The sequence below is a fragment of the Pseudomonas sp. DCB_AW genome (assembly GCF_026240895.1).
GTDB lineage: Bacteria > Pseudomonadota > Gammaproteobacteria > Pseudomonadales > Pseudomonadaceae > Aquipseudomonas > Aquipseudomonas kermanshahensis.
The window spans coordinates 1-20,827 of record NZ_JAPFCE010000066.1 but is presented as its reverse complement, the minus strand read 5'-3'; the positions used below and the strand labels follow the sequence as shown (position 1 = coordinate 20,827).

Below are 20,827 nucleotides of genomic sequence, written 5' to 3'. Positions count from 1 at the left end.
GTTAGCCTCTGCTACACTGCGCGACTTTTTTACAGGAGGCGTCGTCCATGGACCCGCGCAGTGAAGTGTTGCTCCGCCAGGCGGACCTGTTCCAAGGCCCGCTGCTGCTCGCCGGCGCGCCCGCCGACGACCTGCTCGGCCACCTGCCCATGGCCCATGGCTGGACCTGGCATGCCGGTGACCAGGCCATGCTCGAGGGCCGCTTCGCTGGCCGCAGCCATTATGGTGTCGAAGCCCCCCCCGTGGCCTTCGACAGCGCTGTGCTGTTCCTGCCCAAGTCCCGCGAGCTGGCCGCCTACCTGCTCAACGCCCTGGCCTCGCGCCTGGCCGGGCGCGAGCTGTACCTGGTCGGCGAGAAACGCGGCGGCATCGAAGGCGCGGCCAAGCAACTGCAGGCCTTTGGCAAACCGCGCAAGCTCGACAGCGCCCGGCATTGCCAGTTGTGGCAGGTGACCGTTGACCACGCGCCTGCGGCCACGCCGCTGGAAAGCCTGGCCGAGCGCTTCGAACTCGACCTCGAGGATGGCCCACTGCAGGTGGTCAGCCTGCCGGGCGTGTTCAGCCACGGCCGCCTCGATCGCGGCAGCGCCCTGCTGCTCAAGCACCTGGATGGCCTGCCAAGCGGGCATGTGCTGGACTTCGGTTGCGGTGCCGGGGTGCTGGGCGCCACGGTGAAACGCCGCTACCCGCAAAGCCGGCTGACCCTGCTCGACGTGGACGCGTTTGCCGTGGCAGCCAGCCGCCTGACCTTGGCCGCCAACGGCCTGGAAGGTGAAGTGATCAGCGGTGATGGCATCGACGCGGCCCCTGCCGACCTGAGCGTGATCCTGAGCAATCCGCCGTTTCATACCGGCGTGCACACCAATTACCAGGCTTCAGAGAATTTGCTGAAAAAATCCGGCGTTCATCTTCGAAAAGGCGGCGAAATGCGCCTTGTTGCCAATAGCTTCCTGCGCTACCAGCCACTGATCGAAGGGGCCTTGGGTAACTGCCAGGTACGCGCCGAGGCGGACGGTTTCCGGATCTACCAGGCAACACGCGGTTAAAAACAGCGCTTGCCGAAACCGCTTCGGCTAGGCAGAATCCGCACCGTCCTAGGGGAGTAGTCTCCCGCGAGCACCCAGCTCGCCCGGCACGCGTCAACATACTTGGCCCACAGGCCATGGCGCGTGCGACCCACTATGCAGAGCCTGCATAGAGAGATCCGCACAGACGGATCCGCGGTTTGACAAGACCTATGACACGCACACCTTACCCGGGGCGGGAAGGCTGTACGTGTCATAGCCGTGTCGACCCGCCCCCGTAGGAAACCTGATGCTGGAATCCCTGCTGGTCCCCACCGCCATCGTTGCCCTCGCCGAAATCGGTGACAAGACGCAACTGCTCGCGCTCATTCTCGCCGCTCGCTTCCGCAAGCCTTGGCCGATCATCGCCGGCATCATCGCCGCTACCCTGGCCAACCATGCCGCTGCGGGCGCCGTGGGTGCGTGGGTCGGCGGGTTCTTCAGCGACTCGGCGCTGCACTGGATCCTGGCCGCCAGCTTCACTGCCACGGCGCTGTGGACACTGGTGCCGGACAAGATGGATGACGATGAAAACCCGGCGCGCCGCTTCGGCCCGTTCCTCACCACGCTGATTGCGTTTTTCCTGGCCGAGATTGGCGACAAGACCCAGGTGGCGACAGTCATGCTTGCCGCGCAATACCCGCACCTGATCATGGTCATCATCGGCACCACGCTGGGCATGCTGATTGCCAACGTGCCGGTTGTATTGGCGGGTAACTTTGCGGCAGACAAACTGCCGTTGACCCTGATTCGCCGACTGGCGGCTACCGCGTTCGCCGTGCTGGCGGTGGTGGCGGTGTATTCGGCGATGAAGGCCAGTGGCTGGGTGGGCTGATAGTCGCTGGGCAGGCTGACCTGTAGGAGCAGCCTTGCGCTGCGAAGAGGCCAGTGACAGCACAGCAGACCTTCGGCGCTGTCACCGGCCTCTTCGCAGCACAAGGCTGCTCCTACAGGTGACGCAGATTACTTCTTGGCAGCCTGATACAGCGGCATCACCTTCGGAATCGCTGCCTGCAACGAGGCAATACGGCTTTCGGACGCCGGGTGAGTGCTCATGAACTCAGGCGGCGCGCCTTCGGAAGCCTTGCTCATCTTGTTCCACAAGGTGATCGCGGCATTCGGGTCGTAACCGGCACGTGCCGACAGCTCCAGGCCGATCAGGTCCGCCTCGTTCTCATTGGCACGGCTGTTGGGCAAGGTCATGGCGTAGTTCACTACGGTATCGGCCATGGCCATGCTGCTTTGGCCCAGGCCGAAGATGGCACCCGCACCCTGACGGGCCATTTCCACGCCATAGGCCTTGGACATGGCTTCGCGGCTGTGCTCACGCAGGGCGTGGGCGATCTCGTGACCGACCACCGCAGCAATCTCGGCATCGGTCAGCTTGAGTTGGTCGATCAGGCCGGTGTACACGATGATCTTGCCGCCAGGGCCACAGTTGGCGTTGAGCTCGTCGCTCTTGATCACGTTGACTTCCCAGTTCCACTGGGCGGCATCCGGACGAAACTTCGGCGCCTGGGCGATCAACCGGTCAGCGATGACCTGCACGCGCTTGGCATCGGCACTGGATTTGTCCAGCACGCCCTTGTTCGACGCCTCACCGAGGGTCTGCTGATAGGACTGGGCGTACATCTGGTTGACCTCATCGGTCGAGAGCATGCTGAACATGTACTGCTTGCGCTCGACACCGACGGCTCCGCCGCTGGTGGTATTCACCGCCTGGCAGCCTGCCAGCAGGATACCGGCACTCAACACACTGACAACAAATGACTTACGCATGGAAACACTCCCTTTTACATGCGGCGTATCCTAGGCTTAGTCGCCTGGGCCCGCCATAGCCGCAGGGAAGAATTTTACCGGCTGCACGGCCGCGCGTTCTGGCCGGCGTCAGGCCGGCGTCAGGCACTCCGGGGCATCCAGTTTCGGGTCATTGACGAAGTTTGCCAACGCCCGCTCACGCAGCGTAGCCGGGGGGCTGGCCAGCAGTTCCTGCAGGCGTGTGATCGGTGTATCAGGGTCCAGCCAGGCCGCCTGCCCCGCCTCGTCCAGAATCAACGGCCGGCGCTGGTTCATGGCTGCCTGGGTCACCACTGCGCAGCTCAGCCAAACCTGGTCCTGCACCGGATAGGCCTCCCACACCGCCGCAAAATACAGTGACGACCCCTCCCCCGGGGTCAGCCAGTAGGGGCGTTTGCGCACCGTACCGCGCCATTCATAAAAGCCATTGGCCGGCATCAGGCAGCGGCGCTGGCGAAACGCTTCGCGGAACATCGGCTGTTCGGCAAGGGTTTCTGCTCGGGCATGGGCAGGCGTGCGGGAAAGGTCAGTGAGCCAGGCTGGCGTCAGGCCCCAGCGTGCCTTGGCCAAGCCATGCTCGCCGTCGACCTGGCGCTGGATCAACACCGACGCACCGGGCGAGATATTCCATTGTGCCGGCTGGCCGACGGGAAAGCCCGGCAGACTGGCAAGGGCCTGGGGCCAGCGAAACAGGGCGTAACGTCCACACATGGGCGAATCTTTTACCTAGCAGATCAAGGTACCGGGATAGCTCTCCGGTTCGTCACCAACCAGTGGCTGGGCATCATTGTACGCATCGATCAGCTGCCGTGCGTACTCGGCCTGCTCGTCGGGCACGGCAAGCCCCAGCAAACCCTGCATCGGCAGCTCACCGGCAGCACCCACCAGGTCGCGGCCAACCAGGTGCACCGAGATGCCCTCACTGGCCAGCATGCCCACCAGCATTTCAGCCTCCAGCAGGCTTTCCGGTTCGTAGATCCGTTGCATCAGGCATCGTCCTCGCGTCTGACTTCGAGCATCCATTCGGCACCGTGCACCTGCAGGTTGAACACCACAGGCTGGCAACAGACCTGGCAATCCTCGGTATAGACCTGGTCGCCACTGGAGATATCGACAGTGGTTTCCACCCGTTCGCCACAATACGGGCAATCATAGAAGTCAGTTTCCAGCATCGCGGCCTCCACGGTGACTTATGCGTATAATTGCCGGTCTGATTACAGGGCCTGTGCGTGTTCGAGCCGTTTTTCGAACCCCGTCCCTACCTATTACCCTAGCCGTTTCCAACAAGAGAGCATGATGGGCGAATTCGATGCCATCCGACCGTACGACGACGCTGAGGTCCCTGCCGTGTTGGCACGCCTGCTCAGCGACCCGGCATTCCTCGATATCCTCACCCACTTCCGCTTCCCGCGTGCTGCCGCCCCACTCGGCTGGCTGCTCAAGCCACTGATCGCCCGCCGCCTGCGCAAGGAATTCGCCGGCGTTACCTGCGTGTCGACCTTGCAGGACAAAGTCGAATACTACGTCGACCAGACCATCGAGCGCGCCACCGACGGCGTTACCTATTCGGGCGTCGAGCAACTCAAGGCCGGCACCGCGTACCTGTTCCTGGCTAACCACCGCGACATCGTCATGGACCCGGCCTTCGTCAACTACGCCGTGTACCACGCCGGCCTGCCGACCCCGCGCATCGCCATCGGTGACAACCTGCTGCAAAAGCCCTTCGTCAGCGACATGATGCGCCTGAACAAGAGCTTCATTGTGCACCGCTCGCTCAGCGGTCGTCGCGAGAAGCTGGCGGCTTACCAACTGCTCTCGGCCTACATCAACCATTCGATCCGCAACGATGGCGCATCGATCTGGATCGCCCAGGCCGAAGGCCGCGCCAAGGACGGCGACGACCGTACCGACTCGGCGATCCTCAAGATGTTCCACATGAGCCGCAAGGACGAGCCGTTCGGCGCGGTCATCCAGAGCCTGAACCTGACGCCGGTTTCGATCAGCTACGAGTACGACCCCTGCGACCAGGCCAAGGCCCGCGAGCTGTACATCCGCGCCACCACCGGCACCTACAAGAAGGCGCCGGGCGAGGACGACAACAGCATCGCCAAGGGCATCACCGGCTACAAAGGCCGAGTGCACATCAACTTTGCCGCGCCGGTGACCGAGTACTTCGAGGACACGAAGCAGCTGGCAGCCGAAATCGACCGGCAGGTCCTCGGTGGCTACCGGTTGTTCCCGGTGCACTACCTGGCCTACGCGATGTGGGACGAGAAGGATGAGGCACTGCAAGTGCCGAGCGCCGAGAAGGTGTTCCCAGGCGAAGAGCTGGCGCGTGCCAAGGAAGAATGGCAGCGTCGCTTGGAAGCTTGCCCTGAAGAACAGCGGCCGTACCTGGTGTTGCAGTACGCAACGCCGGTGCGCAACCAGTACCAGGTCAAGCAGCAAACGCCAGTTGCCTGATCAACCCGGGGCTGCTTTGCAGCCCCAAGGTTTTACACCCAGGTACTGAACCAGGACAGCAGCAGCGCCATGGCCAGGCACGAAAAACCGAGAATATAGAAGTAACGCGGCACCCTCAGGTCAAACGCATCCACCACCCCCTCATCCACCGCCAGGCTTTCCCGCGTGACAGCCTCGCGCCGCCGTGCGCTGTGCAGCAGCATCCCGCCGGGGCACGTCATCAGCAACGCCAGCAGGTTGATCAGCTTGGTGGGATGGGCGGCGAGAAACCCCCAGAGCACTTGCAACGACATTACACAACCTCGGTTTGAAGGACGGCAAAGGCCGGCATTCTACCCAAGTCCGGCGTGGGCGCTCGGGCTCGGCGACAAAGTGTCACTAAATTTCATCTGTCACAGGTTCGTCATCAGAACAGGCCACTCTGTCGGCCTTTTCCCGATCCGGAGCTCGTTCATGCTGCACGCCGAAAACCAGGACCGCCTCTATCTCGTAGCCCAGAGCGACGAGCAGCAGGCGTTGATCGACGGTTTTGCCATCAATGTGCAGGACCGCCAGTGGCTGGTCTATTGCGCGCTGGGTGGGCACGCGCATGAGGACTTGCCGGAGGTGGATGTGGCCACCGGTTTCAGCCTGCTGGACTTCCACATCCAGGCGGCCTGAAGTCCCCCCAAAAAAAACAAACCCGCTGCCTGTCAGCCAGGCAGCGGGTTTGTTTTAGCAGGGCTGAACGCTTATTCGCCCAGTACTTGCCCGATGGTCGGGTCTTTGAACAGGCGGGTCAGGGCGTCGCTCAGCACGTCGCTGACCAGCTTGGTGTTGGTTTCCTGGTTCGGCGCCATGCCGAAACGCTGGTCCAGCGAAGCACCGTAACGGCCGCTGTAGCGGCGGTTGGCGTTGGCCACGTCGGCACGGAAGGTGGCACCGATGGTGGCCTCGGTCACGTACAGGTTGTCCTTGGGCGACTGGTACTTAAGCTCGGCCAGGGTCACGGTCAACTGCGGGGCATTGTAGGCATTCGCCGTCGGGGTGAAACCGAGCAGGCGCACAGCGGCTTCGGCCTGGGCCTGCAGCTTGGGCAGCACATCATTGCCACTGACACTGATGGTGCTGGTCTCGGGGTACATGCCACCGCGCGTGCCCAGGGACTGCGAAGCCCGGCCATCAACCACCTTGACCACCACCGGCTGACCGTGGCCGACAGGTGCGAGCTGGGCGGTGAGCTTGGGCTGCGGGCTGAGTTGTTGCGGGCTGTGGGCACATCCGACCAGGCTGAGGCTGGCCACCGCGATCAAACCGAACAACAGACGTTGCAACATGCGCGTTTCTCCAGAAAATGCGGCTAAGGCGCACAGTATACCCAGCCTCGCACAGGCCAGTCATCGCCAAGACCGCGCTGTCACAATCGTTTCATGCCCCCGCCGTTATCCTTGGCCCAGCCCTAACACACAGGACTCACCGCCATGGCCTCGCTCTGGACACTGCTCTTCCAACGCCCGCGCCACCTCGCCTATGCCTGCCTCGACGCCGAGGGCAAATGCCTGGCATTCAAGCACTGCAGCCAGCCACCCAGCGCCAGCGGCTGGGTCCAGGTGAATGAAGTGCAACTCGCCTGGCTGGGCCGCCAACTGCCCGCCAGCGCCCGGGTTTGCGCCCGCGCAAACAACCGTTGGCATCAGCGCAGCCTGCCGGCCTGACAAACGCTGCAATAAAAACCACGAATAACGACCTTTCTGCCTTCGACATCGCTATAATCTCCCCCCGATTATAAGGACGTCTCCTGATCGGGCCCCGCATTTGCCGCTTGACCCCGGCACCTTCACCGCTTCGCCCACAGAGAGCCTTCCACTCAGGTCTTGCATCGGCTGTCGTGCCTGCTTTTCCGGCCCTTCGCACTGCATGAACCTGTGGGTTGCCATCGCGCAGTCCCCTTTTGAGGTTCACGTCTCCAAAAGAGCGTGAAAAAACGGTTTTTCACAACTTCACGAGAGTGTGGCGAGCAAATGAACAGTCTGGCATGTGCAAAAGCGGCAGATGTGTCCCGAACAGCCCTGAACAGGCGGCAACTGCGCTCATCCCGGATGAGTGTCTGAGGCCGTTCCATAACGCACGCACGACACCTTGACCATAAGTCGAATTGCCGCACCTGTGGCAATCGGGGTTCAATACCCGAACCCGAAGACTGATTGGCGGTGTCCGCGGAAGTTGCAAGAACTGCGAAAAGTCGGACATGGCGATCCTGGCGAACCCAGGGATCCTATGCTGTCAATTAGGTAGCTGTAGATTGTGGAGACGCGTTAAATGGCGCAGAACGAATCGGTTGATGTAGTACTGGTAGGCGCGGGCATCATGAGTGCCACCCTGGCCGTACTGCTCAAGGAGCTCGACCCGACCCTCAAGCTGGAGGTCGTCGAGGCGATGGACTCCGGGGCCGCGGAAAGCTCCAACCCCTGGAACAACGCAGGTACCGGCCACGCTGGCCTGTGCGAGCTTAACTACACGCCCCAGGCCGCCGATGGCAGCATCGACATCAAGAAGGCCGTACACATCAACACCCAGTTCGAGGTCTCGCGCCAGTTCTGGGCTTACCTGAGCAAGAAGGGTAACTTCGGCTCGGCGCGTGCCTTCATCAACCCTGTCCCGCACCTGAGCTACGTCGAAGGTGACAAGGGTGTTTCCTTCCTCAAGAAGCGCTTCGAGCTGCTCAAGCAGCATCATGCCTTCTCCGAGATGGAATACACCGAAGACAAGGCTGTGATGAGCGACTGGATGCCGTTGATGATGCCCGGCCGCCCGGCCGACCAGCACATCGCCGCCACCCGCGTGGCGAAAGGCACCGACGTCAACTTCGGCGCACTGACCAACAAGCTGCTCAAGCTGCTGGGCGACTCGCCCGACGCGCAGGTCAAGTACAGCAAGAAAGTCGTCGGCCTGCGCCGTAACGGCAACGGCTGGACCGTGAGCATCAAGGACGTCAACAGCGGCGGCAGCCGTGAAGTCGACGCGCGCTTCGTGTTCCTCGGTGCCGGTGGCGCGGCCCTGCCGCTGCTGCAACTGTCGGGCATCCCCGAGAGCAAAGGCTTCGGCGGCTTCCCGGTCAGCGGCCAGTGGCTGCGTTGCGACAACCCGGAAATCGTCAAACAGCACCAGGCCAAGGTTTACAGCCAGGCTGCGGTCGGCGCGCCACCGATGTCGGTGCCGCACCTGGACACCCGCGTGGTAGACGGCAAGACCTCGCTGCTGTTCGGACCGTACGCAGGCTTTACCACCAAGTTCCTCAAGCATGGTTCGCTGATGGACCTGCCACTGTCGGTGCGCATGGGCAACATCGGCCCGATGCTGGCCGTGGCCCGCGACAACATGGACCTGACCAAGTACCTGGTCAGCGAAGTGATGCAGTCGATGGAACAGCGCCTGGAATCGCTGCGCCGCTTCTACCCGCAAGCCAAAGCCGAAGACTGGCGCCTGGAAGTGGCCGGCCAACGCGTGCAAATCATCAAGAAAGACCCGAAAAAGGGCGGCATTCTGCAGTTCGGTACCGAGCTGGTCTCGGCCCAGGACGGCAGCCTGGCCGCACTGCTCGGCGCATCGCCGGGCGCTTCGGTAACCGTTTCGATCATGCTGGAACTGATCGAGCGTTGCTTCCCCGAGCAGGCCAAAGGTGCCTGGGCTGCCAAGCTCAAGGAAATCTTCCCCGCTCGCGAGAAGGTCCTGGCAACCGATGCCGCGCTGTACAACAAGATCAGTGCCGACAACGATGCCGCGTTGGAACTGGTGGAAGACAGCCCGGCCAAGCATTACGCCTGAGCTGGCTAAAACGAAAAAACGCCCCTCGGGGCGTTTTTTTGTGCCTGCGTTTTGGCCTGTGCCGGCCTCTTCATGGGCAAGCCCACAGGTTTTTCACAGATCTTGAGAGCGGTGCAATACCTGTGGGAGCGGGCTTGCCCGCGAAGAGACCAGTACAGGCTTAACAATCAGCCGCGGGCTTTATCGATGATCTCGATGTACTCAGGAGCATTGCGCTGGTCGGCGATCTGTTCGACGAAGGTCTTGCCGTGCTCGTCCTTGCCATCCAGGTCCAGGCCCGCTTCGACGAAGAAGCCGACGAAACGCTCGAAGTCGTCGACACGCAGGCCACGGTAAGCCTTGACCAGCTTGTGCAGCGACGGCGAAGTCACGCCATCGGCCGGCTCGAACTGGAGGAACGACTTGATGTAGTCGTCGCTGATTTCGTCACCGATTACCTGTTTCTTGTCTTTACGCATTGCCGACTCCAACTGGACCATCACGGAATTTCGAAGGCCGGCAGTTTACCCCCCGCAGGGCGCGCGCCTCAACGCGTACGTACGGTGCCGGTGTGCAGGTCAGCCCAGATATGGCCGTTGCCGTAGGTCAGAAACTGCACGTAGAGCGTTTCGTTGCGCAGCAGGTCCATGATCACGCGGTAATCACTGACCGGGTAGTTGAGGCTCAAGGTGCGGGTTTTCTCATCATAAACCGGCTTTTTCAAGCTTTTGCCGGCTTCGCCATCGAAGGTCAGCAGCACCTGGGCGATGGTGGCGCCCTTGCTCAGCGGCTTGCCCTTGAGGCGCATTTGCAACGATGCGGTGATGGGGATTGGTTGCTGGTCGGACTGGCGCTGGGCACCGACCACCACTGCATAATCGGTCACTTGCAGCAGTTGCTGACCGGTCGGCGCTTCCTGGCGCAGGGACAGGTCGTCAGGCGGCAGAAACTGGCTGTGCAGCGGTGCGGCACAGATCGGCAGGCTGACCGCCAGCAGGAGGGGAAGAATCGCACGCATGTGAGGCTCCTTGGCTTGAACAGGCACTCTAGCATGCTGTGTTCAGCCTGTACCGGGAGCCCGCGATCAATCGAACTGGGCGCGCATCCAGGCCTGGTACTCGGCCACGCCGGCCTCGCCTTCACGCGGCGCCCAGTGGGCATGCTCGCCCTCGCCCACTGGCCGGTACGGCCCTGCCTTGCACTCGAAGAGGATGCTGTCCGGTTCCAGTACCACCAACCCGTGGTAGGTACCAGGCGCCAGGTCTACACCCAGGCAGTCGCCGCCGGCCTGCAGCACCCGCTTTTCAGTCACCGCACCGTGCTCATCGAAGATCAGCAGGCCAAGGCGCCCCTTGAGCACGATCAGTGCTTCGGCCTTGTCGTCGCTCAGGTGCCGATGGGGTGGGATGTAGGTCGTCGGCTGCAGCCCGACTGCCATGCGGTGGCAAGGCTCTTCCATCTCATGGAAGTTATGGTGCTGCCGCCCGCGAGGGTTGGCGGCAGCCTTCTGCGCCAGCTCGGCGAACAGCGATTGGTCGATGAACGCGGGCTGGCGCATGGTTACAGCCCCTTGACGGCGAAGATGCCGTTAGCGTTGCGCCAGTAGCCCTTGTAGTCCATGCCATAGCCGAAGATGTAGCGATCGACGCAGGGCAGGCCGACGTAGTTGGCTTTAAGGTCCGGGCTTGCTTTGCGGTCGTGGTCCTTGTCGATCAGCACCGCGGTGTGCACCGAGCGCGCACCGGCGTGCTTGCAGAACTCGATGATGGCGCTGAGGGTGTGGCCTTCGTCGAGGATGTCGTCGACGATCAGCACGTCACGGTCGATGAACGAGACTTCTGGCTTGGCTTTCCAGAACAACTCGCCGCCGCTGGTCTGGTTGCGGTAGCGGGTGGCGTGCAGGTACGACGCTTCCAGCGGGAACTGCAGGTGGGTCAGCAGCTTGCCCGAGAAGATAAGGCCGCCGTTCATCACGCAGAAGACCACCGGGTTCTTGTCGTGCAGGTCTTTGCAGATCTGCTCGCCGACCTTGGCGATGGCCGCTTCGACTTCGGCTTCGGTGTACAGACAGTCTGCTTCGCGCATGACTTGACGGATGTGCTCGAGATCGGCGGGCATTGCGCTCTCCAGGGGGGGTATTTTGGAAAAGCGGGCAAAGGTACGCATCCGCTCGCCACAGATCAAGCATTTATGGACTAACGTCCAAAAGGACTACACGACAGCACAGGCTGAATAGATTAATCTAGCGCGGTTTTTTTGCCCGCCTTTCGGAGCCCCCCCTATGCCCACTCGTGAGATCCGCCATCCGCTGATCCGCCACAAGCTCGGCCTCATGCGCCGTGCCGACATCAGCACCAAGAATTTTCGCGAACTTGCCCAGGAAGTCGGCGCGCTTCTGACCTATGAAGCCACCCAGGACCTGCCACTGGAAACCTACGAGATCGACGGGTGGTGTGGCAAGGTGCAGGTCGAAAAAATCGCCGGCAAAAAGATTACCGTCGTCCCGATCCTGCGCGCCGGCATCGGCATGCTCGACGGCGTGCTCAGCCTGATTCCGGGTGCCAAGGTCAGTGCCGTTGGCGTCGCGCGCAACGAAGAAACCCTCGAAGCCCACACCTACCTGGAAAAGCTCGCGCCGGACATCAACCAGCGCCTGGCCCTGATCATCGACCCGATGCTGGCCACCGGCGCCTCGATGGTCGCCACCATCGACCTGCTGAAAAAAGCGGGCTGCAAAGAGATTCGCGCCATGGTGCTGGTCGCCGCACCCGAAGGCATCAATGTGGTGGAAAAAGCCCACCCGGATGTACAGATCTACACCGCTTCGATCGACCAGCGCCTGAACGAGCACGGCTACATCGTGCCGGGCCTGGGTGATGCCGGCGACAAGATCTTCGGCACCAAGCAAAAGGACGCCTGACCATGCAGGACGGCTTCAACGACCCGCTTTGGCGCCAGGTCGTTTCGGGCGCGCAGATGCTCTTCGTGGCATTTGGCGCGCTGGTGCTGATGCCACTGATCACCGGCCTCGACCCGAACGTCGCGCTGTTCACCGCCGGTATCGGCACGCTGCTGTTCCAGCTGGTCACCGGCCGTCAGGTCCCGGTGTTCCTGGCATCCAGCTTTGCCTTCATCACCCCGATCATCCTTGCCAAGGGCCAGTTCGGCCTGGCCGAAACCATGGGCGGCGTAATGGCCGCAGGCTTCGTCTACACCTTCATGGGGCTGATGGTAAAAATCAAAGGCACCGGTTTCATCGACCGCATGCTGCCGCCTGTGGTGATTGGCCCAGTGATCATCTCGATTGGCCTGGCCATGGCGCCCATCGCTGCCAACATGGCCATGGGCAAGGGCGGTGACGGTGCTGCGCTGATGCCTTACAAGACTGCCATGCTGATCTCGATGCCGGCACTGCTGACCACATTGATCGTCGCGGTCTTCGGCAAGGGTATCTTCCGCCTGGTGCCGATCATCTCCGGCGTGCTGGTGGGCTTTGCCCTGGCGTTTGCCTTTGGCGTGGTCGACACGGCCAAGATTGCCGCTGCACCATGGTTGGAGATCCCCAACTTCACCGCGCCGGCGTTCAACTGGCAGGCCATCCTGTTCATCGTGCCGGTAGCCCTGGCACCGGCGATCGAGCACATCGGTGGGGTGATTGCGGTGGGCAGCGTCACCGGGCGCGACTACCTGAAAAAGCCTGGCTTGCACCGCACCCTGCTGGGTGACGGCCTGGCGACCACGGCTGCCGGCCTGTTCGGTGGCCCACCCAACACCACCTACGCCGAAGTGACCGGCGCGGTGATGCTGACCAAGAACTACAACCCGAAGATCATGACCTGGGCGGCGGTGTTTGCTATTACCCTGGCCTTCATCGGCAAGTTCGGCGCGCTGCTGCAGAGCATTCCGGTACCGGTCATGGGCGGCATTCTGTGCCTGCTGTTCGGCTCGATTGCGGCGGTGGGCATGAACACCATGATCCGCCACAAGATCGACCTGGCCGAGGCGCGCAACCTGGTGATCGTTTCGGTGACCCTGGTGTTCGGTATTGGCGGCGTGTTGATCGGCAGCGGTGACGGCCCGGACGACTGGGGCCTGAAGGGCATCGCCCTGTGCGCCGTGGTGGCCATTGCCCTTAACCTGATCCTGCCGGGCAATGATGGCTGGAAGAACAAGAAGCTGGATGATCAGCTGCCTTGAGTGACACGGGCTCCTGCCGCAAAACGCCTCTTCTGTAGAAGCAGCCTAGTGCTGCGAACAGCCCGGTGACAACACATCAATCTTCTGTGTCATCACCGGCCTCTTTGCAGCACAAGGCCGCCCCCACAAGGGCGGACTCATTCAGGCCTTTTCGCACATCCCCGCCAGCACCTTCACCCACTCCGGGTGATCATTCAGGCACGGCACCAGCAGCAATTCCTCGCCCCCGGCTTCGATGAACTGTTCTTTGCCGCGATCGCCGATCTCTTCCAGCGTCTCGATGCAATCGGCAACGAACGCCGGGCACATCACTAGCAGCTTCTTCACCCCCGCCTTGGCCAACTCGTCCAGCCGCGTCTCGGTATAGGGTTCGATCCACTTGGCGCGCCCCAAGCGCGACTGGAACGACACCGACCACTTGCCATCCGGTATGCCCATTTTCTGTGCAAAGGCCTTGGCCGTGGCCAAACACTGCCCGCGATAACACACGGCGCGCATTTCGGCACTGGCGTCCTTGCAGCAATCGGCCGCCTGAAAATCATGCTTACCGGTGGGGTCGAGCTTTTTCAGGTGCCGCTCCGGCAGCCCATGAAAACTCAGCAACAGGTGGTCGTAATCCTGCTGCAGGTAAGGCTTGGCGCTGGCCACCAACGCCTCGATGTACTCGGGATGGTCGTAGAACGGCTGCAGCACGCGCATCTGCAACGGCAACTGGCGCTCGCTGACCGTCTGTTTGGCCAACGCCACCACGGTGGTCACGGTACTGTCGGCGAACTGTGGATAAAGCGGTGCCAAGGTGACCTTGCGCACGCCCTGAGCTGCCAGGCGCTCCAGCACTTCGGGCAACGCCGGCTGGCCGTAGCGCATGGCGATTTCGACCGGGCCATGGGGCCAGTGCTCGACCATCGCAGCCTGCAGGCGGCGGGTCAGTACCACCAGTGGCGAGCCTTCGTCCCACCAGATCGACGCGTAGGCATGCGCCGACTGCTCCGGGCGCTTGATCAGAATCAACGACACCAGCAAGCGCCGCACCGGCCAAGGCAGGTCGATCACGTACGGGTCCATCAGGAACTGGTTGAGGTAACGGCGCACATCGGCCACCGAAGTGGAGGCCGGGGACCCCAGGTTAACCAGCAGCAGGGCGTGATCGGTCATGCAGCGTCCTATGTCAGAGGCGGCTGGACAAGTCGTCCAGGGCCGATTGCAGATCGTTGAAACGGAAAGTGAAACCTGCCGCCAGCAAGCGCACCGGGCGCGCCCGCTGGCCGCCGAGCAACAGCGTCGACAGCTCGCCTAGCCCTGCCTTCAGCAGAAGCGCAGGCACAGGCAGCAGCGCCGGCCGGTGCATCGCACGGCCCAGCCGCCTGGCGAACTCACGGTTGCGCACAGGCTCTGGGGCGCAGGCATTATAAGGACCGCTGGTGTCCTTATGCTGCAAGAGAAAATCAATCAGGGCGACCTGGTCGTCTATATGGATCCACGGCATCCACTGCCGACCATCGCCCAACGGCCCGCCCAGCCCGAGCTTGAAGGGCAACCGCAGGCGCGACAAAAAGCCGCCATCGCTGGCCAGTACCAACCCGGTGCGCACCAGCACCACGCGGATGCCTTGAGCTTGCGAACGCTGGGCAGTTTCTTCCCAGGCGATACACAACTGGCTGGCAAAATCTTCGCGCACCGGCTGGGACGCCTCGGTGAGTTCACGCTCGCCGCCGTCCCCATACCAACCCACCGCAGAACCAGAAATCAGCACCTCAGGGCGCTGCTCACGCGCACCCAGCCACGCCAGCAGTTGCTCGGTGAGGGTGATGCGGCTGGCCCACAACAGGTTGCGCCGGGCTCCGGTCCAAGGCCGGTCGGCGATCGGCGCACCCGCCAGGTTGATGACCGCGTCGAGGTGATCGTCCGCTTGCAGTTCGTCCAGCTGGGCGATACCGCGCACCCCGCTACCGCACAGTTTGGGCACCTGCTCCGGTCGGCGGCTCCAGACCGTGAGGCGATGGCCCTGGCCGAGCCAGAACTGGCACAGGTGCTGGCCAATCAAGCCAGTGCCGCCTGTCAGCAATATATGCATGGCTGTGTCCTCGCAGAATGCGGCTGTGGTCTATTTTTAAGATCAAGGCACTTTTTTGACCCGACGCTCTCGGATAAACATAGGCCAACCTGCTCTATAAAGCGGAATAACCTTATACAAAAGTTGTGCATTGTACAGGTTTGCCTGACAGCGTAGTCTGCTCACAGCAAGGTTTGAAGAGGCCATCATGACAGTACCTATTGCCATCATCGGTGCCGGTATCGCCGGTCTGTCCGCCGCCCAGGCGCTGCAAAAGGCCGGGCAATCCGTGCACCTGTTCGACAAAGGCCACGGCAGTGGCGGGCGCATGGCCAGCAAGCGCAGCGATGCTGGCGCGCTGGACCTGGGCGCCCAGTACTTCACTGCCCGTGATCGGCGCTTCGTAGAACAGGTCCAGCAATGGGTAGCCGCCGGTTGGGCCGAGCAGTGGAAGCCGCAGCTGTACAACTACCGCGATGGCGAACTCACCCCCTCCCCAGACGAGCAAACACGCTGGGTCGGCGTGCCCCGCATGAGCGCCATTACCCGTGGCCTGCTCAAGGATGTGACCGTCAACTTTGGCTGCCGCATTGCTGAAGTGTTCCGCGGCAAACAGTACTGGCACCTGCAAGACACCGAAGGCTGCAGCCACGGCCCATTCAGCCGCGTGGTAATCGCCGTGCCGGCGCCACAGGCCACGCCGCTGCTGGCCTCGACCCCCAAACTCGCTGCGGTGGCCGCAGGCGTGCAGATGGAGCCCACCTGGGCGGTTGCCCTGGGCTTCCAGACCCCACTGGACACCCCGATGCAAGGCTGCTTCGTGCAGGACAACCCGCTCGACTGGCTGGCCCGCAACCGCAGCAAGCCAGGGCGGGACGAGCACCTCGATACCTGGGTGCTGCATGCCACGTCGAACTGGAGCCGGCAGCACATCGACCTGTCGAAGGAAGAGGTGATCGAGCAGTTGTGGGGCGAGTTCGCCGAACTGGTCGGCTGCGTGGTACCGGCCCCCACCTTCGCCCTCGCCCACCGCTGGTTGTATGCACGCCCCACCAGCAACCACGAGTGGGGCGCCTTGGCCGATGCCGATCAAGGCCTGTATGCCTGTGGCGACTGGTGCTTGTCCGGGCGTGTCGAAGGCGCGTGGCTGAGCGGCCAGGAAGCGGCCCGACGGCTGCTGGAACACCTCGACTGAGCGGGCGCTGAACCTGTACAAAAAAACTTGTTTGCATAACTCCGTAGCTGTGCTGGAATAAACTTGTACAAATTTGATTTCACGTACAGGTTTTCCGGAGACAGCCATGCAAGCCGCCACCGCCCACAGCAAGCCTCGCATCGCGATCAGCGCCTGCCTGACCGGCCACAGTGTGCGCTACAACGGCGGGCACAAGGCCTCCGACCTGTGCCGCACACAACTGGAAGCGCATTTCGAATGGGTGCCCGTTTGCCCAGAAGTGGCTATCGGCCTCGGCATTCCACGCGATCCTATCCGCCTGGTCGGCAACCCTGAGCAACCCGAAGTGGTCGGCACCCGCAACCCCGGCATGGACCTGACCGGCCCGCTGCGCACCTATGGCGAGCAGATGGCCGGCGAGCTCGATGATATCTGCGGCTACATCTTCATGCAGAAGTCGCCCTCCTGCGGCCTGGAGCGGGTCAAGGTCTACCAGGACAACGGCCACCCCGCCTTCCATGGCGGCCGCGGCGTTTATGCCCACGCTTTCTGCAGCCTGCGCCCGGACCTGCCGGTGGAAGAGGAAGGCCGCCTGCACGATGCCGTGCTGCGCGAAAACTTCATCAGCCGCGTGTACGCCTATGCCGATTGGCAGCGCCTGTTGGCCGAAGGCCTCAGCCGCGGCGCGCTGGTGCGCTTTCATGCGCGCTACAAGTACCTGTTGATGGCCAACAACCCCCAAGCCTACCGCACGCTGGGGCGGCTGCTCGGCACCATGAGCCGCGATGACGACCCACAGGAGATCGGGCCACGTTACTTCAGCGAGCTGATGCAAGCGCTGCGTCGCTGTGCCAGCCGTGGCACGCACTGCAACGTGCTGCAGCACCTGAGTGGCTACTTCAAAGATGCCCTGACCGCACAGGACAAAGCCGAATTGCAAACCCTCATCAGCCAGTACCAACAAGGCGTGGTGCCGCTGGTCGTGCCTCTGACCTTGCTCAAGCATCACCTGCGCAAACACCCAGACCCTTACCTGATGCAGCAAGCCTACCTGCAACCACACCCCGAGAGCCTGGGGCTTCGTAATGCCGTCTGAAAGCCTGCTGCCTATCGGCGAGCTCGCCCGCCGCACCGGCGTCAACCCCGTCACCCTGCGTGCCTGGGAACGTCGATACGGCCTGCTCAAGCCGCAACGCACCGCTAAAGGGCACCGGTTGTATTCCATCGAGCAGGTCGAACGGGTCGAAGCGATCCTGGCCTGGCTGCAGCGCGGCGCGTCGGTGGGCCAGGTGCGCGAGCTGCTCGACAAACCCACCAGCAGCGCCCCGCAAAGCGACTGGCAGGCCCGGCAGGCGCAGTTGATCGAGGCCATCGCCAACCTCTCGCAACGTGCACTCGACCAGCAACTCAACCAGGCCATGGCGCTGTACCCCGCCATCACCCTGTGCGAGCAACTGCTGCTGCCCCTGCTCGACAGCCTGGAGCTGCGCTGGCGCAACTATTTCAATGCCCGGCTTGAACAGGTGTTTTTCCATACCTGGCTGCGCAGCAAGCTCGGCGCCCGGGTGTACCACGACAACCAACTGCTACAAGGCCCAGCGGTGCTGCTGGCCGAAGACAGCGAGCAGGCGTTCGACCCCGCCTTGTGGCTATGCGCCTGGCTATTGAGCAGCAATGGCATCCCTGTCGAAGTGCTGGAACAGCCGGTTGGCGGCCCGCAGTTGCAACGGGCGATCGCCGCACTGCAGCCGCGCGCCCTCCTGCTGCACCTGGGGCCACGCATCGACAGCAAAGCCTTGCAGCGCCTGCTGCAAGGCATACCTGGGCCAAAACTGCTGGGCGGCGCCACGCTCGCCCTGCATGAGGCCCACTTGAACGCCCTCGACCTTCCCGAGCTCTTCCTGTTCGATACCCCGCAGTCGGCATTGCGCGTGCTTCAAGGCAATGGCCGCCGGCCTGTAGAGATGAATGCACCATGCAACTGATCTGGCTGCGCAGCGACCTGCGCATCGACGACAACACCGCCTTGAGCGCAGCCTGCGAACGCGGCCCGACCCTAGCCCTGTGGCTGGTCAGCCCCGGCCAGTGGCAGGCGCATGACGACGCTGCCTGCAAAGTCGACTTCTGGCTGCGCAACCTGCGCACGCTGCGTCAGTCGCTGGAGGCCCTCAACATTCCGTTGCTGATCCGCACCATCGATACGTGGGATCAAGCGCCACAGGCCGTGTTGGACGCCTGCCGTCAGCACCGGGTCGAGGGCGTGCACTGGAACGAGGAGTACGGCATCAACGAAGAGCGCCGCGACCAGGCTACGCGGGCACTGCTGGAACAGTCAGCGATCCAGGCGCACAGCTACCTCGACCAGTTGTTCTTCCGCCCAGGCACGGTCCTCACCCGCAGTGGTGACTACTTCCAGGTCTTCAGCCAGTTCAAGAAAAACTGCCTCGAACACTTGCACCGCAGCCTCCCGGCGTTAGCCCCTCGAGTCAAACCGCAGTCGCCCCTGAACATCGCCAGCGACCCCATACCCGAGCAAATAGAGGGCTTCGACACACCGCCGCGCACCTTGAGCGACCACTGGCTAGCAGGGGAAGCCGAGGCGCAGAGCCGCCTGACGCGCTTTCTTGATGAGGCGATTGACGACTACCATCACCTGCGCGACCTCCCCGCCAAGCCGGGCACCAGCCAGCTCTCGGCTTATCTGGCCGCTGGGGTGATCTCGCCCCGGCAATGCCTGCACGGCGCCCTGGCCTGCAACCGCGGCGAGTTCGACAGCGGCAGCACAGGCATCCAGACCTGGATCAACGAGTTGCTCTGGCGAGAGTTTTACAAGCACATCCTGACGGGTTATCCACAGGTCTCGCGGCACCGCGCCTTCCGCACCCACACCGAAGCCTTACCATGGCGCGATGCGCCTGAAGACCTCGCGGCCTGGGAACAGGGGCGCACCGGCTTCCCGATCATCGATGCCGCCATGCGCCAGTTGCTGGACACCGGGTGGATGCACAACCGCCTGCGCATGATCGTCGCCATGTTTCTCAGCAAGAACCTGCTGATCGACTGGCGCAAAGGCGAGCGGCACTTCATGCGCCACTTGATAGACGGTGACCTGGCGGCCAACAACGGTGGCTGGCAATGGAGCGCGTCCACCGGGACCGATGCAGTGCCCTACTTCCGCATCTTCAATCCGGTTTCGCAGTCTCAGCGCTTCGACCCGCAAGGGCGATTCATTCGCCACTGGGTACCAGAATTGCAGGGCCTGGATGAGAAAGCCATTCATCAGCCCGTGAAGGTCGCGGATCTTTTTGCTACTAATTCGTATCACAATCCAATAGTCGATCTCGGCAGCAGTCGCCAGCGTGCATTGGAGGCCTTCAAAGGCCTTCCGCGCCGGCAGGATCAGGGGGCAGTATCGTGAACAGCGCTCGTAGTTTCTGGGTAACAGGGGCCAGTAACGGATTAGGGCTGGCATTAGTAGAGCGACTGCTCGAGCAAGGGCATCGGGTGGCCGCCAGTGGCAGGGAATGTGAAGCGCTGGATATGCTGGGCGAACGTTTCGCCCCGCAGTTGGTGCGGCTGCCGGGGGAGTTGCAGGTACTGGAACAGGCGGATGCAGCCAGTACATTGTTGCTGAATACTTGGGGTTCGCTGGATTGCCTGATCATCAATGCCGGCACCAGTGACTACCTTGCCGACGACGTGCCCGATGACGAGCTGTTCGAGGCGATCGCCAGCAGCAACTTGCTGGCCAGCGAACATTGCCTGACCAGTGCCTTGCCGCTGCTGACGAAGGGTGATGCACCTCAGGTAATGGCCATCCTCAATCGCTACTCGGCCACGCAGCTGTTTGCACCCACCCAGGTTGCCAGCGGCTTCAACAGCACTGCCCAGTGGTTTCGCGAGCAACGCCAGGTACTGGATAAGCTGCAGATCAGCTTGACGGTAGTGGGGCCGCAATCGTTGAAAACCCCCGTGACAACGGCGCAAGCGATACCCGAGGCCTGGACGCCTGAAAGCGCTGCCGAGGAACTGTTGCGACGGTTGCCGCAACGCGAGCCGGAATTGGTACTGGAGACGCTGGACCTGAGCAGCTTGTGGCCATTGCGGCCCTGATCTTGTAGGAGCAGCCTTGTGCTGCGAAGAGGCCAGTGAAATCACAAAGAATCTCGGCTTTTTGTGGGTCGAGCACGCGAAAGTACAGCACGGCATTGACCTTGACCGAGACGTTGTCGCGGGTGATCACGTCCTGCGGCGGTACATCCAGCACGACCGTGCGCAGATCGACCCGAACCATCT

The 20,827-nt window shown here is 62.5% G+C and carries 25 protein-coding genes, 1 pseudogene and 1 riboswitch; of the genes and pseudogenes, 13 read left to right on the top strand and 13 right to left on the bottom strand.

Features of this window, described 5'->3' with window-relative positions; genetic code table 11:
* Positions 1 to 47: 47 nt before the first annotated feature.
* Positions 48 to 1,046, top strand: coding sequence for a class I SAM-dependent methyltransferase (locus OO306_RS23445; protein WP_186681749.1), 999 nt, complete (start codon positions 48 to 50; stop codon positions 1,044 to 1,046).
* 39 nt (positions 1,047 to 1,085) lie between these two features.
* Positions 1,086 to 1,218: riboswitch (yybP-ykoY riboswitch) on the top strand.
* A gap of 99 nt (positions 1,219 to 1,317) precedes the next feature.
* Positions 1,318 to 1,899 (top strand): TMEM165/GDT1 family protein, encoded by a 582-nt coding sequence (locus OO306_RS23440; protein WP_264313979.1) that lies wholly within the window; start codon positions 1,318 to 1,320, stop codon positions 1,897 to 1,899.
* Positions 1,900 to 2,027: 128 nt separating this feature from the next.
* Here the strand turns inward: OO306_RS23440 and OO306_RS23435 are convergent, their stop codons facing one another.
* The 4 genes from OO306_RS23435 to OO306_RS23420 all read right to left on the bottom strand — a co-directional run bounded on the left by OO306_RS23435 (position 2,028) and on the right by OO306_RS23420 (position 4,033).
* Positions 2,028 to 2,843 (bottom strand): M48 family metallopeptidase, encoded by an 816-nt coding sequence (locus OO306_RS23435; RefSeq protein WP_027594449.1) that lies wholly within the window; start codon positions 2,841 to 2,843, stop codon positions 2,028 to 2,030.
* Positions 2,844 to 2,951: 108 nt separating this feature from the next.
* Positions 2,952 to 3,572: an SOS response-associated peptidase gene (locus OO306_RS23430; protein ID WP_085274099.1), complete on the bottom strand. Its 621-nt coding sequence runs from the start codon at positions 3,570 to 3,572 to the stop codon at positions 2,952 to 2,954.
* A 15-nt stretch (positions 3,573 to 3,587) separates the two neighbouring features.
* A complete protein-coding gene (locus tag OO306_RS23425) occupies positions 3,588 to 3,848 on the bottom strand; it encodes a DUF2007 domain-containing protein (protein ID WP_027594451.1) in 261 nt (86 codons plus the stop codon).
* Entirely contained in the window at positions 3,848 to 4,033 is a 186-nt protein-coding gene (locus OO306_RS23420; protein WP_265970034.1) for a CPXCG motif-containing cysteine-rich protein, read from the bottom strand. Before OO306_RS23420 ends, OO306_RS23425 begins: the two co-directional genes overlap by 1 nt.
* 121 nt (positions 4,034 to 4,154) lie before the next feature.
* Here OO306_RS23420 and OO306_RS23415 point away from each other — a divergent pair, with 121 nt between their 5' ends.
* Positions 4,155 to 5,324: a 1-acyl-sn-glycerol-3-phosphate acyltransferase gene (locus OO306_RS23415; RefSeq protein WP_033694199.1), complete on the top strand. Its 1,170-nt coding sequence runs from the start codon at positions 4,155 to 4,157 to the stop codon at positions 5,322 to 5,324.
* Positions 5,325 to 5,356: 32 nt separating this feature from the next.
* Here OO306_RS23415 and OO306_RS23410 read toward each other — a convergent pair whose 3' ends face one another.
* A complete protein-coding gene (locus OO306_RS23410; protein WP_027594454.1) occupies positions 5,357 to 5,617 on the bottom strand; it encodes a hypothetical protein in 261 nt (86 codons plus the stop codon).
* 160 nt (positions 5,618 to 5,777) lie between these two features.
* On the opposite strand from OO306_RS23410, the gene OO306_RS23405 reads away from it, so the two are divergent.
* Positions 5,778 to 5,984, top strand: coding sequence for a hypothetical protein (locus tag OO306_RS23405; protein WP_238214496.1), 207 nt, complete (start codon positions 5,778 to 5,780; stop codon positions 5,982 to 5,984).
* Between the two features lie 71 nt (positions 5,985 to 6,055).
* On the opposite strand, the gene OO306_RS23400 is transcribed toward OO306_RS23405, so the two are convergent.
* On the bottom strand, positions 6,056 to 6,640 hold the full coding sequence (locus OO306_RS23400) for a YajG family lipoprotein (protein ID WP_085274100.1): 585 nt from the start codon (positions 6,638 to 6,640) through the stop codon (positions 6,056 to 6,058).
* A 144-nt stretch (positions 6,641 to 6,784) separates the two neighbouring features.
* Here OO306_RS23400 and OO306_RS23395 point away from each other — a divergent pair, with 144 nt between their 5' ends.
* Positions 6,785 to 7,018 (top strand): hypothetical protein, encoded by a 234-nt coding sequence (locus OO306_RS23395; RefSeq protein ID WP_265970033.1) that lies wholly within the window; start codon positions 6,785 to 6,787, stop codon positions 7,016 to 7,018.
* A 604-nt stretch (positions 7,019 to 7,622) separates the two neighbouring features.
* Positions 7,623 to 9,128 carry a malate dehydrogenase (quinone) gene (gene mqo / locus OO306_RS23390; protein ID WP_027594457.1) on the top strand — a complete coding sequence of 502 codons (1,506 nt, stop codon included), beginning with the start codon at positions 7,623 to 7,625 and terminating at the stop codon, positions 9,126 to 9,128.
* Positions 9,129 to 9,295: 167 nt separating this feature from the next.
* Here the strand turns inward: mqo and OO306_RS23385 are convergent, their stop codons facing one another.
* From OO306_RS23385 to OO306_RS23370, 4 genes are all read right to left on the bottom strand, one after another.
* Complete coding sequence (locus OO306_RS23385; protein ID WP_003247360.1) at positions 9,296 to 9,586, bottom strand: PA4642 family protein; 291 nt, start codon at positions 9,584 to 9,586, stop codon at positions 9,296 to 9,298.
* Between the two features lie 68 nt (positions 9,587 to 9,654).
* Entirely contained in the window at positions 9,655 to 10,125 is a 471-nt protein-coding gene (locus OO306_RS23380) for a hypothetical protein (protein WP_027594458.1), read from the bottom strand.
* Positions 10,126 to 10,191: 66 nt separating this feature from the next.
* The gene (locus tag OO306_RS23375) at positions 10,192 to 10,665 is read right to left on the bottom strand and encodes a WbuC family cupin fold metalloprotein (protein WP_099428320.1); all 474 of its coding nucleotides are present in this window, start codon (positions 10,663 to 10,665) and stop codon (positions 10,192 to 10,194) included.
* 2 nt (positions 10,666 to 10,667) lie between these two features.
* Positions 10,668 to 11,225: a hypoxanthine-guanine phosphoribosyltransferase gene (locus tag OO306_RS23370; protein WP_027594460.1), complete on the bottom strand. Its 558-nt coding sequence runs from the start codon at positions 11,223 to 11,225 to the stop codon at positions 10,668 to 10,670.
* A 163-nt stretch (positions 11,226 to 11,388) separates the two neighbouring features.
* Between OO306_RS23370 and upp the strand changes: the two genes are divergently transcribed.
* Both upp and OO306_RS23360 read left to right on the top strand, forming a co-directional pair.
* Complete coding sequence (gene upp / locus OO306_RS23365; RefSeq protein ID WP_027594461.1) at positions 11,389 to 12,027, top strand: uracil phosphoribosyltransferase; 639 nt, start codon at positions 11,389 to 11,391, stop codon at positions 12,025 to 12,027.
* Positions 12,028 to 12,029: 2 nt separating this feature from the next.
* On the top strand, positions 12,030 to 13,304 hold the full coding sequence (locus OO306_RS23360; RefSeq protein ID WP_027594462.1) for a uracil-xanthine permease family protein: 1,275 nt from the start codon (positions 12,030 to 12,032) through the stop codon (positions 13,302 to 13,304).
* A 141-nt stretch (positions 13,305 to 13,445) separates the two neighbouring features.
* Here the strand turns inward: OO306_RS23360 and hemH are convergent, their stop codons facing one another.
* A complete protein-coding gene (gene hemH, locus OO306_RS23355) occupies positions 13,446 to 14,459 on the bottom strand; it encodes a ferrochelatase (RefSeq protein ID WP_099428319.1) in 1,014 nt (337 codons plus the stop codon).
* A 13-nt stretch (positions 14,460 to 14,472) separates the two neighbouring features.
* Positions 14,473 to 15,378: a TIGR01777 family oxidoreductase gene (locus OO306_RS23350; protein ID WP_027594464.1), complete on the bottom strand. Its 906-nt coding sequence runs from the start codon at positions 15,376 to 15,378 to the stop codon at positions 14,473 to 14,475.
* A 187-nt stretch (positions 15,379 to 15,565) separates the two neighbouring features.
* Here OO306_RS23350 and OO306_RS23345 point away from each other — a divergent pair, with 187 nt between their 5' ends.
* The 5 genes from OO306_RS23345 to OO306_RS23325 all read left to right on the top strand — a co-directional run bounded on the left by OO306_RS23345 (position 15,566) and on the right by OO306_RS23325 (position 20,644).
* Positions 15,566 to 16,552, top strand: a complete 987-nt coding sequence (locus OO306_RS23345; protein ID WP_027594465.1) for an NAD(P)/FAD-dependent oxidoreductase — start codon at positions 15,566 to 15,568, stop codon at positions 16,550 to 16,552.
* A gap of 106 nt (positions 16,553 to 16,658) precedes the next feature.
* Positions 16,659 to 17,627, top strand: a complete 969-nt coding sequence (locus OO306_RS23340) for a DUF523 and DUF1722 domain-containing protein (protein ID WP_027594466.1) — start codon at positions 16,659 to 16,661, stop codon at positions 17,625 to 17,627.
* Complete coding sequence (locus OO306_RS23335) at positions 17,617 to 18,516, top strand: MerR family transcriptional regulator (protein WP_252826680.1); 900 nt, start codon at positions 17,617 to 17,619, stop codon at positions 18,514 to 18,516. The genes OO306_RS23340 and OO306_RS23335 overlap by 11 nt, the downstream gene beginning before the upstream one ends.
* On the top strand, positions 18,507 to 19,949 hold the full coding sequence (gene phrB / locus OO306_RS23330; RefSeq protein WP_265970032.1) for a deoxyribodipyrimidine photo-lyase: 1,443 nt from the start codon (positions 18,507 to 18,509) through the stop codon (positions 19,947 to 19,949). Before OO306_RS23335 ends, phrB begins: the two co-directional genes overlap by 10 nt.
* Positions 19,946 to 20,644, top strand: coding sequence for an SDR family oxidoreductase (locus OO306_RS23325; protein WP_265970031.1), 699 nt, complete (start codon positions 19,946 to 19,948; stop codon positions 20,642 to 20,644). The genes phrB and OO306_RS23325 overlap by 4 nt, the downstream gene beginning before the upstream one ends.
* A gap of 49 nt (positions 20,645 to 20,693) precedes the next feature.
* Here OO306_RS23325 and OO306_RS23320 read toward each other — a convergent pair.
* Positions 20,694 to 20,827 (bottom strand): annotated as a pseudogene (locus OO306_RS23320) (SPFH domain-containing protein); the annotation flags it as partial.